Below are 16,180 nucleotides of genomic sequence, written 5' to 3'. Positions count from 1 at the left end.
CGGCGCGGCCCGGACCGTCCCGGCCGGCCGCCTGGATCAGCCGGCGGCGCTCGTCCAGGGGGCGCGGGACATCAGGGCCTTGACGTTGGCGACGTAGCTCGGGTTGGGGATCACCAGGCTGCCGGTGACGGCGCCGGTGGCCGGATCGGTCACGGTGTTGTAGTGCACGTTGCCCGCGCCGGCGTTGTACGCGGAGATGACCAGGTCGAGCAGCGGCGTCTTGCCGGTCGCCGGGTCGGGGGAGAGGTCGTACTTCCCGCCGAAGCAGGAGTCGCCGTAGTACGCGACGAGCCAGTCCAGCAGCTGGGTGCCGAGCTGGACGTTGCCGTTCAGCGTGTTCGGGTCGGACTTGGTGCCGTACTTGTTGTTCATCATGGTGACGGTGCCCGGCATCACCTGCATCGTCCCGATGCCGCCGTCGCAGGCGAGGATGCCGGACTGCCAGCCGCTCTCCTGCCAGGCGATGGCCTTGACCAGGGCCGCGGGCAGCGGCGGCAGCTTGTCGGTGCCGCCGTTGCTCAGGGTCAGGGACCGCGGCTGCGCCGCGGCGGCCGCCAGCGCCTCACCGACGGCGCTCTGCGGCTCGTCCGGGTTCGGCTTGCTCGGCTTGCAGGAGCTCTGCAGCGGCGGGACGTGCGGGGTGGCGGGCGCGGGTGGCGGCGTCGGGGCGACCGGACCGGGCTTGGCGACCGGCGCGGGCGCGGGTGCGGCCACGGGTGCGGGCGGGGCCGCCTTCGGCGCGGCGCCGGCGGCGGCCGCGGTGCTCGGGGCGGCCGTGGTGGGCTGCCCGGTGGCCGGCTTGCCGGGGGCGGTGGTGCCGGGGCGGGCCGACCGGCTGGGCGTTGGGCCCTGCGAGGCACTGGCGGTCGGGCTCGGGGAGGCGGTCGGGCTCGCCGAGGGCGAGGCCGAGGGCGAGGCGCTCGCCGAGGGGGTGTCGGAGGCCTCGGCCGCGACGGTGGCGGCCGAGGGCGTGCCGCTCGCGGTGGCGTGCTTCTCACCGCAGGAGGTGAGCAGTGCGGTCGCCGCCGTGACCGCCGTGACGACCACTATCGCGCGCTGAGAAGCCCTGACCCGCATGTGCGCCGCCCCGTGTTGTCAGTCCGTCATCAAGAGGCGTCATCCTACGACGCACGCGCACGGCGTCCGCGCCCGGGTTGCCCGCGTAACGCGAACGCGTACGCCTACGCGATCCCGGCCTGCGGCCGCGACCCGCGATCCCGCTGCGACCCCCGGCCAGCGCCCTCTACCCCCGCCCCGGCCGCCGGTCGGCGAGCTGCGCGGCGAGCAGTGCGGGGGCCTCGGCCAGCGAGGGTCCGTACCAGGTCAGGTGACGGCCGCTGACCAGCGCGGCCGGCACGCCGGGGAAGGCCTCCGGCCCGTCCTCGGCGGTGAAGCGGTACGGCTCGTCCGGCAGTACCACCAACTCGGGCCCGGCGGCGAGCAGTTCGTCGACCGGGATGGCGGGGTAGCGCTCCGGGTGGGCGGCGTGCAGTGGCGGGGCGCCCAGGCGGCGCAGCAGGTCGCCGGCGAAGGTGTCCCGGCCCAGGACCATCCACGGGCGCCGCCAGACCGGCACCACCGTCCGCAGGGGCCGGGGCGGCTGCGGGACGTCGCGCCAGGCGGCCTCCGCCTGGTCGAGCCAGTGCGGCCGGGGGAGGCCGCAGGCGACCGTGAGCACCCGCTCCAGGGAGCTCAGCGCCTGTTCCAGGGTGCGGACCTCGGTGACCCAGACCGGTACTCCGGCGGCCCGCAGGGCGTCCAGGTCGGGGAGCCGGTTCTCCTCCTCGTTGGCCAGCACCAGATCAGGGGCCAGCGCGATGATCCGCGCCACGTCGGGGTTCTTGGTGCCGCCGATCCTGGTCACCGTGAGGTCGGCCGGGTGGCTGCACCAGTCGGTGGCGCCGACCAGCAGCCCGGGGGCGGTCACGGCCACCGCCTCGGTCAGCGACGGGACGAGGGAGACCACCTGCTGGACGGCGCCGATCCGTACGGGCAGCCCGAGGTCGTCCGGCTCGACGCGGGTGGCGCGGGGGTCGGGGGAGAGGGGCATCCGGCCACGATAGCGCCGCCCGCGCGGGCGCCCACGGCATTCGCGCCGTGCGGCGCCGGGGTCTACCGGGGGGTGCCGGGCGAAATGCCGTCGTACACCGGTGTGAACGAGAATGGTGCAAGAAATGCATATCATCGGACAATCAAGGTGGTTTGACATTCCGTCGGCCGGTGCCCGCTAAATGTGGGCACCGACAAGACACGGAGGTACTGCGGGCATGAGCGCAGTGGCGGGAACCCCTGCACCGACGGGCTCCACCGGCATCGTCCGGCCCGAATTCGACCTCGCCGACCCGGAATTCTGGAAGCTCCCCGCGCCCACCCGCGCGGCCGCCTTCGCCGAGCTCCGCCGGCTGCCCGCCCCCGTGTTCTTCACCGAGCGCCCCGCGGCCGGCCGTCGACCGGCGAAGGGGTTCCACGCGATCGTCCGGCACGCCGACGTGGTGGAGGCCAGCCGGACCCCGGCGGTCTTCCTCAGCGGGCCCGGCGTCACCACGCCCGAGCCCGCCCGCTGGGTACGGGCCCTGTTCGGCGACTCCATGGTGAACCTTGACGATCCGCGGCACGCCCAGCTGCGCCGGGTGGTCTCCCGCGCCTTCACCCCTCGCCTGCTGGAGCGCGCCGAGGACGACATCCGCCGGGTGGCCGCCCGGCTGGTCGACGAGGTGATCGAGCGGCGGCCGGAGGACTTCGTCACCGACGTCGCCGCCGAACTCCCCTTCCAGGTCATCTGCAACATGATGGGCATCCCGCAGGAGCCCCGGCGCGCCATCCTCGACCAGGTCAACCGCGCCTCCGAGCACATCGGGGTCGAGCGGCCACCGCGCAGCCGGATCCGCATCCCCGGACGCGGGCTGCGGGCGCTGGCCCGGATGCAGGGCATGGTCGCCGAGCTCGGCCGCGAACGCCGCCGCCGGCCCACCGAGGACCTGATCTCCGCGCTGGTCGCCGCCGACGTCGACGGCCGGCGGCTGGGCGGGCGTGACCTCGGCGCCTTCTTCTCGCTGCTCCTGGTCGCCGGGGTGGAGACCACCCGCAACGCCCTCGCGCACGGACTGCACCTGCTGTCCGCGCACCCCGAGCAGCGCGCCCTGCTGCTCTCCGACCTCGACCGGTACCTCGCCGGCGCGGTCGACGAGATCATCCGGCATGCCACGCCGATCATCCAGTTCCGCCGGACCCTCGCCGCCGACCACGACCTCAACGGGACGCGGCTGGCGGCGGGCGAGAAGGTGGTGCTGTTCTTCGGCTCCGCCAACCGCGACGAGGCCGTCTTCGCCGACCCGGACGCCTTCGACATCACCCGCTCGCCCAACCCGCACCTCGGCTTCGGCGGCGGCGGCCCGCACTACTGCCTCGGCGCGCACCTGGCCCGCCAGGAGATGAAGGTGCTCCTCCGCGAGCTGTTCACCCGCCTGCCCGACATCCGCTCGGTCGGCGAGCCCGAGCTGATCCCGTCCAACTTCGACAACCGGGTCAGGTCGCTGCGCTTCACCTTCACCCCGCCGGGCGCGGACGCCCGCTGACCCGCCGGCCCGCCACGGGCGACCCCGCCCGCCGCCGCGCCGGCCCACCGCGAGCACCCCCGCCCGCCGCCGGGCCGGCTACGCGCCGGTGGGGATGCCCCGGTCCGCCTTGACCTGCTTCATCGTCAGGTGCGAGTTGACCTGCGCGATGCCGGGCAGGCCGGACAGGACGTCCGTGATGAACCGCTCGTACGCCGCGATGTCCGCGACCGCGATCCGCAGCAAGTAGTCCGGGTCGCCGAACAGCCGGTGCGCCTCGACCACCTCGGGCAGCGCGGCGACCCGCTGCTCGAACTCCGCCACCGTCGCGCGGTCCTCGTGCCGCATCACGATGGTCACGAAGGGCTGGAACCCTCGCCCGAGCGCGGCGCCGTCCAGCTGCGCCCGGTAGCCGCAGATCACCCCGTCCTGCTCCAGCTGCCGTACCCGGCGCAGGCAGGGGGAGGGGGTGAGATCCACCCGGGCGGCCAGGTCGGCGTTGGTGAGACGGCCGTCCTGCTGGAGCTCGTGGAGGATTCTGCGGTCGATTCGGTCCATGGCGCAATATTCTGCCAGGCTTCAGGTGGTCCGGACACGAAGTGGCCATCGGCTGCCACGCCAATCCGGCTACCTTCAGTGATCGAACCATCGGGGACGCTTCCACATCGCAGAACAGGCCGCCATGCAAACGCACGCCCTCCTCCTCTTCCTGGGGGTCGACCTCCTGCTGGTCTGCACCCCGGGGCCCGACTGGCTCTACATAGCCGCCCGCGGGCTCGGCCAGGGCCGCCGCGCCGCACTCACCGCCGTCGGCGGCGTCTGCGCCGGTTACACCGTGCACACCCTGCTCTCCAGCGCCGGCCTCGCGGCCGCCCTGCGCGCGGTGCCGGCCCTGCTGCCCGCCCTGCGGATCGCCGGCGCCGCGTACCTGCTGGTGCTCGCCGTGACGATGCTGCTCGCCCTGCGCGGCGGCGGAGGCGGGGAGCTCGCCGCCGCCCGCCCGCAGCCCACCGCCACCGTGCTGCGCCAGAGCATGCTGACCGCCCTGCTCAACCCCAAGGGCCTGCTGCTCTACCTGTCGCTGGTGCCGCAGTTCGTCGACCCGGCCTCCGACCTGCCGGTCGGCGGCCAGGTGCTGGCCCTCGGCTCGCTCAACGTGCTCGCCTGCGCCGTCGTCTACGCCGCGGTCGCCGTCGCCGCGGGCCGGCTCGGCGGCCGGCTCGGAGGCACACCGCAGGCCGCCCGCCGGATGACGATGGTCTCCGCCCTGCTGCTGATGCTCGTCGCGGGCGTCACCGCCGGCACCTGACGGACCGTCCGGGGTGCACCGGCCCGGCCCCGGCGGCATCGGCGGGCTCCCCTATCCTGCGGTGATGACCAAGCCGATCGAACTCGTGATCTTCGACTGCGACGGGGTGCTGGTGGACAGCGAGCCCATCGCCGTCCGCGTCCACCACACCCTGGGAGCGGAGCTCGGCTGGCCGCTCACCGAGGACGAGATCATCGAACGCTTCGTCGGCCGCTCCAGCACCTCCATCGGCGAGCAGATCGCCGAGCGGCTCGACCGGGCGACGGCCGACCACTGGGCCGAGCGGTTCGACCAACTGCACGCCGAGCAGGTGGACGCCGGCCTGGCCCCGGTCGACGGGATCATCGAGGCCCTGGACGCGATCACCCTGCCGACCTGCGTCGCCTCCAGCGGCAGCCACGCCAAGCTGCGGCACACCCTCGGGCGCACCGGCCTGCACCCCCGCTTCGAGGGGCGCATCCACAGCGCGACCGAGGTCGCCCACGGCAAGCCCGCACCCGACCTCTTCCTGCACGCGGCGGCCCGGATGGGCGTCCCGCCGCAGGCCTGCCTGGTGGTCGAGGACAGTCGGTACGGGGTCCGGGCGGCCCGGGCGGCGGGCATGCGCTCGGTCGGCTACGCGGGCGGGATCACCCCGGCGCACTGGCTGGCGGGGCCCGGCACCGTGGTCATCGACGACATGCGCGCCCTGCCCGCCCTGATCACCGAGATGTGATCATCAACCCCGGCGCGCTGTAGCAGAATGCGGCCATGACACCTCGTCCGGACGCCGCCACCGCGCACGCCTGGTCCGCCCTCGGCGGCGCCGGGACGCTCCTGGAGCGGGTCTCCTTCCACGGCCCCGGCGGGCTGCTCCCCGCCCGGCTGCCCGTCCGGGAGCTGGCCCGCGCCACCGTCGCCGCCTGCTCGCTCGCGGCGGCCGAACTGGGCGCGGCCCGCTCCGGCGGGCCCGTCCCCGCCGTCCGGGTGGACGAGGGCGCGGTGGCAACGGCGTTCGTCAGCGAGCGCCATCTACGGATCGACGGCCGGGCCCCGGTCAGCTTCGCCTCGCTCTCGGGCTTCTGGCAGACCAGGGACGGCTGGGTCCGCACCCACGCCAACTACCCGCACCACCGCGCCCGGCTGCTCGCCGCCCTCGGCCTGCCGGACGACGGCCGCGACGACGAGGCCGCCGTCCGCCGGCTGGCGCGGACCCTGCGCGAGCACCCGGCCGAGTGGGTCCAGGAGACCGCGTACGCGGCCGGCGCCCTGGCCGTCGCCGTCCGTGCCCCCGAGCGTGAGACGCGGCCGCTGGTGGAGGCCGAACGCGTCGGTGACGCACCCGCTCGGGCCCTGCCGCCGGCCGGCCTGCCCTGCGCGGGAGTCCGGGTCCTGGACCTGACCCGGGTGATCGCCGGCCCGGTCGCCACCCGGACCCTGGCCCTGCTCGGCGCCGACGTGCTGCGCATCGACGCACCCCGGCTGCCCGAATCCGAGGACGCGCACGCCGACACCGGCTTCGGCAAGCGCTCCACCCGGCTGGACCTCGCCGCCCCCGCCGACCGTGCGGCCTTCGAGGACCTGCTCGCCGGCGCCGACGTCGTCGTCACCGGCTACCGCCCCGGCGCGCTCGACCGCCTCGGTCTCGGCCCGGACGCCCTGCTGGAGCGCTGCCCCGGCCTGGTCGTGGCCGAGCTCAGCGCCTGGGGCCGGACCGGCCCCTGGGCCGGGCGGCGCGGCTTCGACAGCCTGGTCCAGGCCCGCTGCGGGATCGCGCGGACCGAGGCCGCCGCCGACGGGCACCCCGGTGTCCTGCCCGCGCAGGCCCTGGACCACGGCACCGGCTACCTGCTCGCCGCCGCCGCCCTGCGCGCCCTGACCGACCGCCGGGCCACCGGCGGCGGGCGCCGGCTGCGACTCTCCCTCGCGGGCACCGCCTCCTGGCTGATGTACGGCATCGAGCCCGGCCCCGGCCCTGGCCCTGGCACCGGGGCGCAGGGCGAAGCCGGGTCCGGCGCCGGGGGCGGACCGTACGACCCGGCCCGCTGGCTCGCCGAGACCGACTCCCCGCTGGGGCGGCTGCGCTACGCCCTGCCCCCGGTGGCGTACGAGGGCGGCCCGGCCGACTGGCGCCGGCCGCCCGGCCGCTGGGGCACGGACCGGGCGGCCTGGCTCTGACGCTGTCACAGCTGTCTGAGAGCATCTACGGCATGACTGCACATGCCTCCGACTACACCTGGATCAGCGAGCACTGGCGCGAGCTGGTCGAGGCGTACTGTCTGACGATGGTGGAGGGGATGTCCGCCGAGGAGCTGCTGCGGCGGATCGACGCCGGGCCGATCCGGACCGTCACCGGCCTCAGCGCCGTCCTCGAAGCGGCCGACGAGTTCGAGGACGGCGGCTATGACGAGGACGGGGACGAGGACGAGGACGAGGACCGCGAAGCCGAGGGCGACGAGGGCGAAGAGGACGAGAGCGACGACGAGGACGGCATGTTCATCGCCGCCACCGAGATCGGCGGCTGGGCGCTGGCGGTGGAGAGCTACGGCCACCTCGGCGTCAGCCGCGAGGTGATCGCGGCCCTCTCCCGCGGCACCCGGCTGGTCTCGCACTTCCGCAACGTCAACGCAGCCGACCACTTCTACTGGCACGAGGACGGCCGCGAGCGCCTGCACTTCGAGCCGCTGTTCGCCCGGGAGCGCCAGGGCAGCGACGCCGAGGCCGCCGCGGAGGCGATGCGGCTGGCCGGCTTCGACCTCAGCGCGGGCGAGGAGCACGACCACACGCTGCACACCGAGGCCGCCTTCGCGTTCGCCGAGCACCTGACCGGCGTCCGCCTCACCCCGGAGCTGCTGGAGTCCGCGGTCTTCCGCTGCGGAGCGGCCCCCGAGCCGCGCTGAGCGGCGGGTACGCCGACGGCGGCCCGCGGGAGCGCGCGAGCCGCCGCGGCGGGTCCAGGGCGCCGGGAGTACGGGCGTGCCGGGGCGCTCAGACTCCCGGGGGAAGCTGCTTGGCCTGGCTGCGGACCCGGAACGCCGTCACGATCTCGATCACGCCGAGGATCAGCAGCCAGCACCCGGCGAGGACGGTCAGCGCGGCGATCGAGCCGAGCGGCCAGACCATCAGCAGCACCCCGGCCAGCACGTTGGCGACACCCGCGAAGATCTGCCAGCCCCGGGCCGGCATCTCCTCGTCGGAGACCGCGGCGACGATGTGGAGGATGCCACGGAAGAGCCAGCCGATGCCGATCCAGAGCGCGAGCAGCAGCAGTGACTGCGCGGCGCTGCGGAAGCAGAGCAGCCCGAGCAGCACGCACAGGGCGCCGCTGATGAAGGCGAGCACGCGCATCGCCGTCGCGGCGTGCGTGCCGAAGGCGGCGACCACCTGCACGATGCCGATGATCAGCAGGTAGAGCCCGAAGAGCACGCCGACCACCCGCAGGGTCTGCTCGGGCCAGGCGAAGACGATCACGCCGAGGGCCAGTGAGGCGAGCCCGGCGGCCAGCAGGACCTGCCAGGCGGCGTTGGCGAGCGTGCCCAGGGGGCCGGGCAGCGGCGCCGCCTCGGGAGAGCGGGAGGGGATGGCCACGGTGAGTGCTCCTGATGGTCCGACGGCGGGGTCCGCCCCCCACTGTCGGTGCGGTGCCCGGCCGGCGCACGCCCGGGCACCCGTCCGGATGAGGCGGCCCGTGCCGCCCACGGTGCCGATCGAGGGCACGCCGGACGGCTGCCCGAACGCCCGGCGTACCGAATCTGATGGCACATCAGTCACCTGATCGTCACCTGTGGCTCAAGATCGCTCAGTAGGATCTGAGGATATGACTCATGAAGGGTTGGGGGCCCCTCCGGTCGAGCCGCTCGGCAACCACTACGTGGTGTGCGGCGGCAACGCGCTCGCCCACCGGCTGATCCTGGAACTGGTCGAGCACTACGACGTCCGCGTGGTCGCGCTGGTACCCGACCGCACCCGCGACCACGCGCCGCAGATCGAGCAGATCCCGGGCCTCGCCGCCGTCGTCGAGTCCAGCACCGTCACCGAGGAGGCGCTGCGCGCCGCCGGGGTGAGGTGCGCCCGCGGCATCGCGATGGTCGACGGCAGCGACCAGGAGAACATCCACACCGCGCTCAGCGCCCAGAACCACAACCCGGGCATCCGCATCGTGCTGCGGATGTTCAACCAGCGTCTCGGCGAGAACATCGAGCGGCTGCTGCACAACGGCGCCGCGCTCTCCGGCTCCGCCACCGCCGCCCCGGCCTTCGCCAACGCGGCGCTCTCCCGGCCGAACTCCGTCCGGGTCGGCGGCCGCTTCCTGCACATCGCGTACGACGACGACATCGACGACGACCGGGTCTGCGTGGTCGCCGACCACATCGACCGGCAGGATCTCGGGCGGATCCGGCTGCTGCCGGACGTCGGCACGCCCTCGGCCGGATTCATCGAGCTGGCCAGGGAGTTCGGCGACGAGGGTCCGATCCGCCCGGGCGCCCGATCCGCCCGGGAGGCCGCGCCCGGGCCGGTCGGCGGCGTCGGCGCGCTCCAGGCCCTGCCGGGCGAGCCGGTCGTCCGGATCCCCTGGCGGCGCAGGCTGCGCTGGCGGCTGCTGGACGGGCTGCGCTACTTCACCAGTGCCCGGCTGCGGCTGGTGCTGTTCACCGCCCTCGCCGCCGTGCTGTTCTCCTTCGCGGTGCTCTGGTACCTCAACCGGGACTTCGGCTGGACGCTCTACATCTCGCTGCTGGACCTGGCCGGCGCCGCCCAGCCCGACCAGTACGGCGCCGACGCCGCCGGCGGTGCGGCCGCCGGCGGGCCCTGGCAGCGGGTCGCCCAGGTGGTCATCACCTTCTGCGGCATCACCTTCGCCCCCGTCGCCACCGCGATCATGGTCGAGGTGCTGGCCTCGGGCCGGCGTGGCCCGGCCCGGAACCCCGGAGCCGGCACCCGCGACCATGTCGTGGTGGTCGGCCTCGGCAACGTCGGCACCCGGGTGGCGACCCTGGTCCGCGACCTGGGCGTGCCGGTGGTCTGCATCGAGCGTGACCCGCAGGCCAGGGGCATCGCGGCCGTCCGCGCGCTGGGCATACCCGTCGTGGTCGGCGACGCCCCGCTGGAGGACCAGCTGCGCCGGGCCCGGCTGAAGCACAGCCGCGCGCTCGTCGCGGTCAGCGGCGACGACGCGGCCAACCTGGAGGCGGCACTGGAGGCACGCGCGGTCAGGCCCGAGGTACGGGTCGTGCTGCGGCTCTTCGACGACGACTTCGCCCACCACGTGTACGCGACCCTCGACAACGCCGTCTCCCGCTCGGTGTCCTACCTCGCGGCGCCGGCCTTCGCCGCCGCCCTGATGGGGCGCGAGGTGCTCGGCACCCTCTCCGTCTTCCGTCATGTGCTGCTGATCGCCGAGTTGCGCGCGGACGAGGGCAGCGGACTGGTCGGGATGGACCAGCACGACATCGAGGACCCGGGCGGTGTGCGGGTGATCGCCGTCCGGCCGGCCGGTGAGCCACCGGCCTACCGGTGGAACTTCGCGGACCGCACCCGCCGGCTGGTGCCGGGGGACCGGGTGGTGGTCGCCGCGACCCGCAGCGGCCTCGCCCGGCTCAACACCCCGGTGGCGGTCACGGAGTGACCTGCGGGGGGGGGGGGGGGGCGGGGCGCCCCCCCCCCCCCGCGGGGGGGGGCGGGCGCGGGGGGGGGGGGGGGGGGCCGCCCCCCCCCCCCCCCCCCCCGCCGGGCCCCCCCCCGGGGGGGGCCCCCCGGGCCCCCCCGGGGGGGGGCGGGGCGCCCCCCCCCCCCCCCCCCCGCAGGTGGGGGTACCTGACCCTTGGCCGGTTCAGCGGTGCTCGAAGGACGGCGCGCGCTTCTCGGCGAAGGCCGCCATGCCCTCCTTCTGGTCCTGGGTCGCGAAGGCGGCGTGGAAGAGCCGGCGCTCGAAGCGGACGCCCTCGGCCAGCGTGGTCTCGAACGCCCGGTTGACGCTCTCCTTCATCATGATCGCGGCCGGTGCGGACATCGCCGCCACCGTCTCGGCGGTGGCCAGCGCCTGCGCCAGCAGCTCGGCCGCGGGCACGATCCGGGAGACCAGCCCGGCCCGCTCCGCCTCCTCGGCGCCCATCATCCGGCCGGTCAGGCAGAGCTCCATCGCCTTGGCCTTGCCCACCGCGCGGGTGAGCCGCTGCGAACCCCCGATGCCCGGGATCACCCCGAGCTTGATCTCCGGCTGGCCGAACTTGGCGTTGTCGGCGGCCAGCAGGATGTCGCAGAGCATGGCCAGCTCGCAGCCGCCGCCGAGCGCGAAACCCGCCACCGCGGCGATCACCGGCTTGCGCAGCTGCCCGAGCCGGTCCCACGGGCCCAGCCAGTCGTCGAGGTACACGTCGGGGAAGCGGTTGCCCTGCATCTCCTTGATGTCCGCGCCCGCGGCGAAGGCCTTCTCCGAGCCGGTGATCACCAGCGCGCCGATCTCCGGGTCACGGTCGAAGGCGGTCGCCGCCGCCACCACCTCGTTCATCAGCCGGGTGTTGAGCGCGTTGAGCGCCTTGGGCCGGTTGAGGGTGATCAGGCCGACCCGGCCCTTGCGCTCGACGAGGATCGTCTCGTACTCGGTCGACGTGTCGTCGGTCATCGCCATTGACTCCCATTCGCTGCTCTGCGGCACGAGATTGCGCCCTGACGACCCCACGATCTACGACCGGCCCCTCCCCGCGCCAGTCTTGGCATGCGAGACGGTCGTCACCCGAGGGCCCCGGCCGACCGCCTCAACGGCGGCCGGATCCGAACGGCCGGGTGGCGCCCCGGAGGGCGGGCGCGCCGGCGGCCGGTCAGGCCAGCCGGAGCTCGTCGGCGCCCCGGGAGGCGAAGAAGCGCGCCACGTCGGCCTCGGAGACCTCGGTCAGGGCCGCGGGGGACCAGCGCGGGTTGCGGTCCTTGTCGACGACCTGCGCCCGGATGCCCTCCACCAGGTCGGGGGCCTGGAGCGCGGCGCAGGAGATCCGGTACTCCTGGTCCAGCGCCGCCTCCAGTGAGCCGAGGCCACGGGCCCGGCGCAGCGCGGCGAGGGTGACCTTCAGCGAGGTGGGGGACTTGGCGAGGATCTGCTCGGCCGCCTCCTTGGCCTCGGCCACGCCGCTGCCGAGCAGCCGGTCGACGATCTCCTCCACGGTGTCGGCGGCGTAGCACCCGTCGATCCAGTCGCGCTGCTCGGCGAGGCCGGCGGCGGGGGCCGTCTCGGCGAGGGCGGCGACGGCCTCGGCGGCGTCACGGCCGGCCAGCGCGGTGGTGAGGTCGGTGAGGCGCCCGGAGGGCACGAAGTGGTCCGCGAAGCCGCAGAGCAGCGCGTCGCCGGGGCCCATCGAGGCGGCGGTCAGGGCGAGGTGGGTGCCGAGCTCGCCCGGCGCGCGGGCCAGAAGGTAACTGCCGCCCACGTCGGGGACCAGCCCGATCCTGGTCTCCGGCATGGCGACCACCGAGCGCTCGGTGACCACCCGCACGCCGCCGTGGGCCGAGAGCCCGACCCCGCCGCCCATGGTGATGCCGTCCATCAGCGCGACGTACGGCTTGGGGTAGCGGGCGATCAGCGCGTTGAGCCGGTACTCGTCGCGGAAGAACGCCCGTGCGCCGGCCCCGCCGGCCTTGGCGTCGTCGTGGATCGCCCGGATGTCCGCTCCCGCGCAGAGGCCGCGCTCGCCGGCGCCGCTCAGCGCGACGGTGGCGACCTCGTCGTCGGCCGCCCAGGTGTCCAGGGCCGCGCGGACGGTGCCCAGCATCGCGTGGGTCAGCGAATTGAGCGCCCGCGGGCGGTTCAGGACGAGGTGGCCCGCCCGGCCGTCCCTGCGCAGCTGTACCTCTTCGGTCATCGGGCCGCTCCCGTCCCCTCGGTGTCCGTCTCGGAATCCGTCCCGGCGTCCCGCCGGTGATCCCTCCGCCGGAGATCTCCCCGACACGGTACTCGGCGCGGCGCAGCCGTGCCGGGCACCCCGCGAGGGGGCCCGGCACGGCTGCGCGGGAGCGCTCAGGCGGGAGGGGCGGCCGGGCGGGAGGGGCCGCTCACGGCACGATCCGCCCGGTGACCTCGCCGAAGCCGACCACCGTGCCGTCCGGCCCGGGCGCGGTGGCGGTGATGGTGACCTCGTCGTCGTTCTCCAGGAAGGTGCGGGTGGTGCCGTCCGGGAGCTTGACCGGGTTCTCACCGTTCCAGGTGAGCTCGATCAGGGCGCCCCGGCTCTCCACCTCGGGGCCGCTGACCGTACCCGAGGCGAACAGGTCGCCGGTGCGCAGCGAGGCGCCGTTCGCGGTCATCTGCGCGAGCTGCTGCGCCGCCGTCCAGTACATCGCGGCGAACGGCGGCCGGGAGACCGGGTATCCGTTGAGCCTGACCTCCAGTGAGATGTCCAGGCCCCAGGGCTCGCCGCCCCGGTCGTCCAGGTAGGGCAGCGGCTCGACGTCGCGGGCCGGCGGGGTGATCCGGGCGTGTTCCAGGGCCTCCAGCGGGACGATCCACGGGGAGACGGACGTCGCGAAGGACTTGCCCAGGAACGGGCCGAGCGGGACGTACTCCCAGGCCTGGATGTCGCGTGCCGACCAGTCGTTGACCAGGCAGACGCCGAAGACGTGCTCCTGGAAGTCGGCCATCGGGACGGGCGTGCCCAGCATGGAGGGCGCGCCGACGACGAAGCCGACCTCCGCCTCGATGTCCAGCCGCCCGGTCGGCCCGAAGCTCGGTACGGCGTCGGCAGGCGCCTTGCGCTGCCCGTGCGGGCGCACCACCGGGGTGCCGGAGACCACCACCGTGCCGGCCCGGCCGTGGTAACCGATCGGCAGGTGCTTCCAGTTGGGGGTGAGCGGCTCGGAGCCCGGCCGGAACATCCGGCCCAGGTTGGCGGCGTGGTGCTCGGACGCGTAGAAGTCGACGTAGTCGGCGACCTCGAACGGCAGGTGGAGCTCGGCCTCGGCGAGCGGCGTCAGCAGTCGCGCGATGGTGTCGCGGTACGTCTCGTCGGTCAGCCACTCGACCAGGCCGGCGCGGATCTCGCTCCACGCCGGCCGGCCGGCGGCCAGCAGGGGGCCCAGCGAGTCGGCGTCGAGCAGCACCGAGGGCGTCCCGGCGGCGCGGGCGGCCGCGCCCGCGTCGAGGACGAAGTCGCCGATCCGCACGCCGATCCGCCGCTGGCCGGGCCGGTCGGCGGCGGTGAAGACGCCGTACGGCAGGTTGTGCACGCCGAAGGGTGAGTCCTGTGCGGTGGCGAGCCAGCTGCGGGCGGCGGTCAACGGTCCTCCAGGTGCGGTGTGCTGGGCGGCAGCAGGCCGAGTGCGGCCAGGTCGTGCAGGGGTTCGGCGATGCTGCACGTGCCGAAGGAGAGGAAGGCTCCTCGTACGGTGGTGATCTGGCGTTCGGTCAGCGCCGCGACGGCGCCGGCCAGTACCGTACCCGAGCGCTCGCGCAGGGCCTCGGCGGCGGCCGCCCGGTCGGTGGCCAGGGCCGCCAGCAGGACGTTCAGGAAGCCGTGGTGCTCGAAGCCGGTCACCGGGTCGGTGTGCCGGACGGCGTTGTGCAGGCCCGCCGTGCACTTGAACGGCAGGCCGCGCTCGGCGCAGGCGGCGAGCAGGCCCGCCAGCTCCGCCTCGGTGGGGAAGGCACCGGCGGCCAGACCGCCGGTGCGGAACTTCACCCGGTAGGGCGAGCCGGCGAGCACGTCCAGCTCGGCCTCCAGGCCGGCGCGGCCCTCGGCGCCCTCGCCACGCGGGAGTTCGACCACCGCCGGCACGCCCGCGGGCAGGTGCTCCGCCAGCGCGGCCACCGCCTCCCGGGCGCCTTGGGCGGCGAGCTCCACGCCGGCCAGCTCGAACGGTGCGGCGGCCTTCAGTGCGGACGGCAGGTCCGTGCTGCCCCCGGGCAGCACCAGGCCCACCCGGAGCGGGCCCCCGGTCACCTCCGCCAGCTCGCCGAGCCGGCCCGCCCCGCACAGGAACGAGCCGACGGCGTCGGCGTACCAGGCGGCCCGGTGCGCCCGGTGGGCGGGCACGGCCTGCGCCATCGGCAGGTCGCCGGGCGGGAAGATCGCGGCGTCGTCGAACAGCCCCCGGAACAGCGCCGGTACGCCGCCGGGCGTCGGCTGTGCGCCGGTGGCCGGTGCAGCCGCCGTCATCGGCCCGGCCCCCGCCCCGACCAGCTCCAGGCGTAGCCCGGGTCCTCACTCGCCCGGCCGCCCTCGCCGAGCTCCAGCGGCCGGAAGGTGTCCACCATGACGGCCAGCTCGTCGAAGAACTCCGCCCCGATGCTGCGCTCGTAGGCGCCGGGCTGCGGGCCGTGGGTGTGCCCGCCGGGGTGCAGCGAGATCGACCCCTGGCCGATGCCGGAGCCCTTGCGGGCCTCGTAGTCGCCGCCGCAGTAGAACATCACCTCGTCGCTGTCGACGTTGGCGTGGTAGTACGGCACCGGGATGGACAGTGGGTGGTAGTCCACCTTGCGGGGGACGAAGTTGCAGATCACGAAGCCGTTGCCCTCGAAGACCTGGTGCGCCGGCGGCGGCTGGTGGATCCGGCCGGTGATCGGTTCGTAGTCGCTGATGTTGAAGGCGTACGGGTACAGGCAGCCGTCCCAGCCGACCACGTCGAACGGGTGGTGCGGCACGGTGTACCTGGTCCCCGCGACGCCGCCCGGGCCGCGGTGCTTGACCAGCACGTCCACGTCCGTGCCCTCGACCAGCAGCGGCCCCACCGGCCCGCGCAGGTCCCGCTCGCAGTACGGCGCGTGCTCCAGCAGCTGGCCGTACTTGGAGAGGTACCGCTTGACCGGGGTGATGTGGCTGTTGGCCTCGATGCAGTAGGCGCGCAGCGGCGCGTCCCCGGTGGGCACCCAGCGGTGGGTGGTCGCCCTGGGGATGATCACGTAGTCGCCCTGGCCGACCTCCAGCGAGCCGAAGACCGTCTCCACCGTGCCGGTGCCGGACTCCACGTAGACGCACTCGTCGCCGAGCCCGTTGCGGTACAGCTCACTGGGCGCCCCGGCGGCGACGTACGAGATCCGTACGTCGCCGTTGCCGAGGACCAGGCGCCGGCTGCCGACGACGTCGGCGGCCTTCCACTCCTGGCCGGCGAAGAGCTCGTGCAGCTTCAGGTGCCGGGGGAGCAGCGGGTGGTTGGGCAGCGTGCTCTGGTCCGGCAGCTCCCACGGCCGCGCGTCCACGATGGCCGAGGGGATGCCCCGGTGGTAGAGCAGGGAGGAGTCGGAGGAGAAGCCCTCCTCGCCCATCAGCTCCTCGTAGTACAGCCCGCCCTCGGGCGTGCGGTGCTGGGTGTGCCGCTTGGGCGGGATGCTGCCCAGCTGCCGGTAATGCGCCAT

15 protein-coding genes are annotated in these 16,180 nt (G+C 74.7%); 6 read left to right on the top strand and 9 right to left on the bottom strand.

Going from position 1 to position 16,180, the window contains the following annotated elements; all coding sequences use genetic code 11:
* Positions 1–36: 36 nt before the first annotated feature.
* Positions 37–1,047, bottom strand: coding sequence for a transglycosylase SLT domain-containing protein (locus tag ACIBH3_RS05420; RefSeq protein ID WP_396310552.1), 1,011 nt, complete (start codon positions 1,045–1,047; stop codon positions 37–39).
* Between the two features lie 196 nt (positions 1,048–1,243).
* Positions 1,244–2,050, bottom strand: coding sequence for a helical backbone metal receptor (locus ACIBH3_RS05415; RefSeq protein WP_396310551.1), 807 nt, complete (start codon positions 2,048–2,050; stop codon positions 1,244–1,246).
* A 217-nt stretch (positions 2,051–2,267) separates the two neighbouring features.
* Here ACIBH3_RS05415 and ACIBH3_RS05410 point away from each other — a divergent pair, with 217 nt between their 5' ends.
* Positions 2,268–3,575, top strand: a complete 1,308-nt coding sequence (locus ACIBH3_RS05410; RefSeq protein WP_396310550.1) for a cytochrome P450 — start codon at positions 2,268–2,270, stop codon at positions 3,573–3,575.
* 78 nt (positions 3,576–3,653) lie between these two features.
* Here the strand turns inward: ACIBH3_RS05410 and ACIBH3_RS05405 are convergent, their stop codons facing one another.
* A complete protein-coding gene (locus tag ACIBH3_RS05405) occupies positions 3,654–4,112 on the bottom strand; it encodes an Lrp/AsnC family transcriptional regulator (protein WP_396310549.1) in 459 nt (152 codons plus the stop codon).
* Between the two features lie 124 nt (positions 4,113–4,236).
* On the opposite strand from ACIBH3_RS05405, the gene ACIBH3_RS05400 reads away from it, so the two are divergent.
* The 4 genes from ACIBH3_RS05400 (at position 4,237) to ACIBH3_RS05385 (ending at position 7,742) form a co-directional block, all read left to right on the top strand.
* A complete protein-coding gene (locus ACIBH3_RS05400; RefSeq protein ID WP_396310548.1) occupies positions 4,237–4,863 on the top strand; it encodes a LysE family translocator in 627 nt (208 codons plus the stop codon).
* A gap of 64 nt (positions 4,864–4,927) precedes the next feature.
* Positions 4,928–5,578 (top strand): HAD family hydrolase, encoded by a 651-nt coding sequence (locus tag ACIBH3_RS05395; RefSeq protein WP_396310547.1) that lies wholly within the window; start codon positions 4,928–4,930, stop codon positions 5,576–5,578.
* Positions 5,579–5,613: 35 nt separating this feature from the next.
* A complete protein-coding gene (locus ACIBH3_RS05390; RefSeq protein WP_396310546.1) occupies positions 5,614–7,020 on the top strand; it encodes a CoA transferase in 1,407 nt (468 codons plus the stop codon).
* A gap of 32 nt (positions 7,021–7,052) precedes the next feature.
* Positions 7,053–7,742: a DUF6461 domain-containing protein gene (locus ACIBH3_RS05385; protein WP_396310545.1), complete on the top strand. Its 690-nt coding sequence runs from the start codon at positions 7,053–7,055 to the stop codon at positions 7,740–7,742.
* Positions 7,743–7,830: 88 nt separating this feature from the next.
* Here the strand turns inward: ACIBH3_RS05385 and ACIBH3_RS05380 are convergent, their stop codons facing one another.
* On the bottom strand, positions 7,831–8,430 hold the full coding sequence (locus ACIBH3_RS05380) for an HdeD family acid-resistance protein (protein ID WP_396310544.1): 600 nt from the start codon (positions 8,428–8,430) through the stop codon (positions 7,831–7,833).
* Between the two features lie 229 nt (positions 8,431–8,659).
* On the opposite strand from ACIBH3_RS05380, the gene ACIBH3_RS05375 reads away from it, so the two are divergent.
* Positions 8,660–10,468 carry an NAD-binding protein gene (locus tag ACIBH3_RS05375; RefSeq protein ID WP_396310543.1) on the top strand — a complete coding sequence of 603 codons (1,809 nt, stop codon included), beginning with the start codon at positions 8,660–8,662 and terminating at the stop codon, positions 10,466–10,468.
* Positions 10,469–10,672: 204 nt separating this feature from the next.
* Here the strand turns inward: ACIBH3_RS05375 and ACIBH3_RS05370 are convergent, their stop codons facing one another.
* The 5 genes from ACIBH3_RS05370 to ACIBH3_RS05350 form a co-directional block, all read right to left on the bottom strand.
* Positions 10,673–11,464: an enoyl-CoA hydratase gene (locus ACIBH3_RS05370; RefSeq protein ID WP_396310542.1), complete on the bottom strand. Its 792-nt coding sequence runs from the start codon at positions 11,462–11,464 to the stop codon at positions 10,673–10,675.
* A 196-nt stretch (positions 11,465–11,660) separates the two neighbouring features.
* Positions 11,661–12,695, bottom strand: coding sequence for an enoyl-CoA hydratase/isomerase family protein (locus ACIBH3_RS05365; protein WP_396310541.1), 1,035 nt, complete (start codon positions 12,693–12,695; stop codon positions 11,661–11,663).
* Between the two features lie 190 nt (positions 12,696–12,885).
* The gene (fahA, locus tag ACIBH3_RS05360; RefSeq protein WP_396310540.1) at positions 12,886–14,106 is read right to left on the bottom strand and encodes a fumarylacetoacetase; all 1,221 of its coding nucleotides are present in this window, start codon (positions 14,104–14,106) and stop codon (positions 12,886–12,888) included.
* The gene (locus ACIBH3_RS05355) at positions 14,103–14,984 is read right to left on the bottom strand and encodes a hypothetical protein (protein ID WP_396310539.1); all 882 of its coding nucleotides are present in this window, start codon (positions 14,982–14,984) and stop codon (positions 14,103–14,105) included. The genes fahA and ACIBH3_RS05355 overlap by 4 nt, the downstream gene beginning before the upstream one ends.
* Positions 14,981–16,180 carry a homogentisate 1,2-dioxygenase gene (locus ACIBH3_RS05350; RefSeq protein ID WP_396310538.1) on the bottom strand — a complete coding sequence of 400 codons (1,200 nt, stop codon included), beginning with the start codon at positions 16,178–16,180 and terminating at the stop codon, positions 14,981–14,983. Before ACIBH3_RS05350 ends, ACIBH3_RS05355 begins: the two co-directional genes overlap by 4 nt.

The sequence above is a fragment of the Kitasatospora sp. NPDC050543 genome, assembly GCF_044457565.1.
Classification (GTDB): Bacteria; Actinomycetota; Actinomycetes; order Streptomycetales; family Streptomycetaceae; genus Kitasatospora.
The sequence above is the reverse complement of the archived record's forward strand: the minus strand, read 5'-3'. Positions and strand labels throughout refer to the sequence as shown.

Excerpts from the sequence above, each read along its gene's own strand:
- ACIBH3_RS05415 (WP_396310551.1), bottom strand. The coding sequence starts at position 2,050 with ATGCCCCTCTCCCCCGACCCCCGCGCCACCCGCGTCGAGCCGGACGAC.
- ACIBH3_RS05410 (WP_396310550.1), top strand. The coding sequence starts at position 2,268 with ATGAGCGCAGTGGCGGGAACCCCTGCACCGACGGGCTCCACCGGCATC.
- ACIBH3_RS05405 (WP_396310549.1), bottom strand. The coding sequence starts at position 4,112 with ATGGACCGAATCGACCGCAGAATCCTCCACGAGCTCCAGCAGGACGGC.
- ACIBH3_RS05400 (WP_396310548.1), top strand. The coding sequence starts at position 4,237 with ATGCAAACGCACGCCCTCCTCCTCTTCCTGGGGGTCGACCTCCTGCTG.
- ACIBH3_RS05395 (WP_396310547.1), top strand. The coding sequence starts at position 4,928 with ATGACCAAGCCGATCGAACTCGTGATCTTCGACTGCGACGGGGTGCTG.
- ACIBH3_RS05390 (WP_396310546.1), top strand. The coding sequence starts at position 5,614 with ATGACACCTCGTCCGGACGCCGCCACCGCGCACGCCTGGTCCGCCCTC.
- ACIBH3_RS05385 (WP_396310545.1), top strand. The coding sequence starts at position 7,053 with ATGACTGCACATGCCTCCGACTACACCTGGATCAGCGAGCACTGGCGC.
- ACIBH3_RS05375 (WP_396310543.1), top strand. The coding sequence starts at position 8,660 with ATGACTCATGAAGGGTTGGGGGCCCCTCCGGTCGAGCCGCTCGGCAAC.
- ACIBH3_RS05370 (WP_396310542.1), bottom strand. The coding sequence starts at position 11,464 with ATGACCGACGACACGTCGACCGAGTACGAGACGATCCTCGTCGAGCGC.
- ACIBH3_RS05365 (WP_396310541.1), bottom strand. The coding sequence starts at position 12,695 with ATGACCGAAGAGGTACAGCTGCGCAGGGACGGCCGGGCGGGCCACCTC.
- ACIBH3_RS05355 (WP_396310539.1), bottom strand. The coding sequence starts at position 14,984 with ATGACGGCGGCTGCACCGGCCACCGGCGCACAGCCGACGCCCGGCGGC.
- ACIBH3_RS05350 (WP_396310538.1), bottom strand. The coding sequence starts at position 16,180 with ATGGCGCATTACCGGCAGCTGGGCAGCATCCCGCCCAAGCGGCACACC.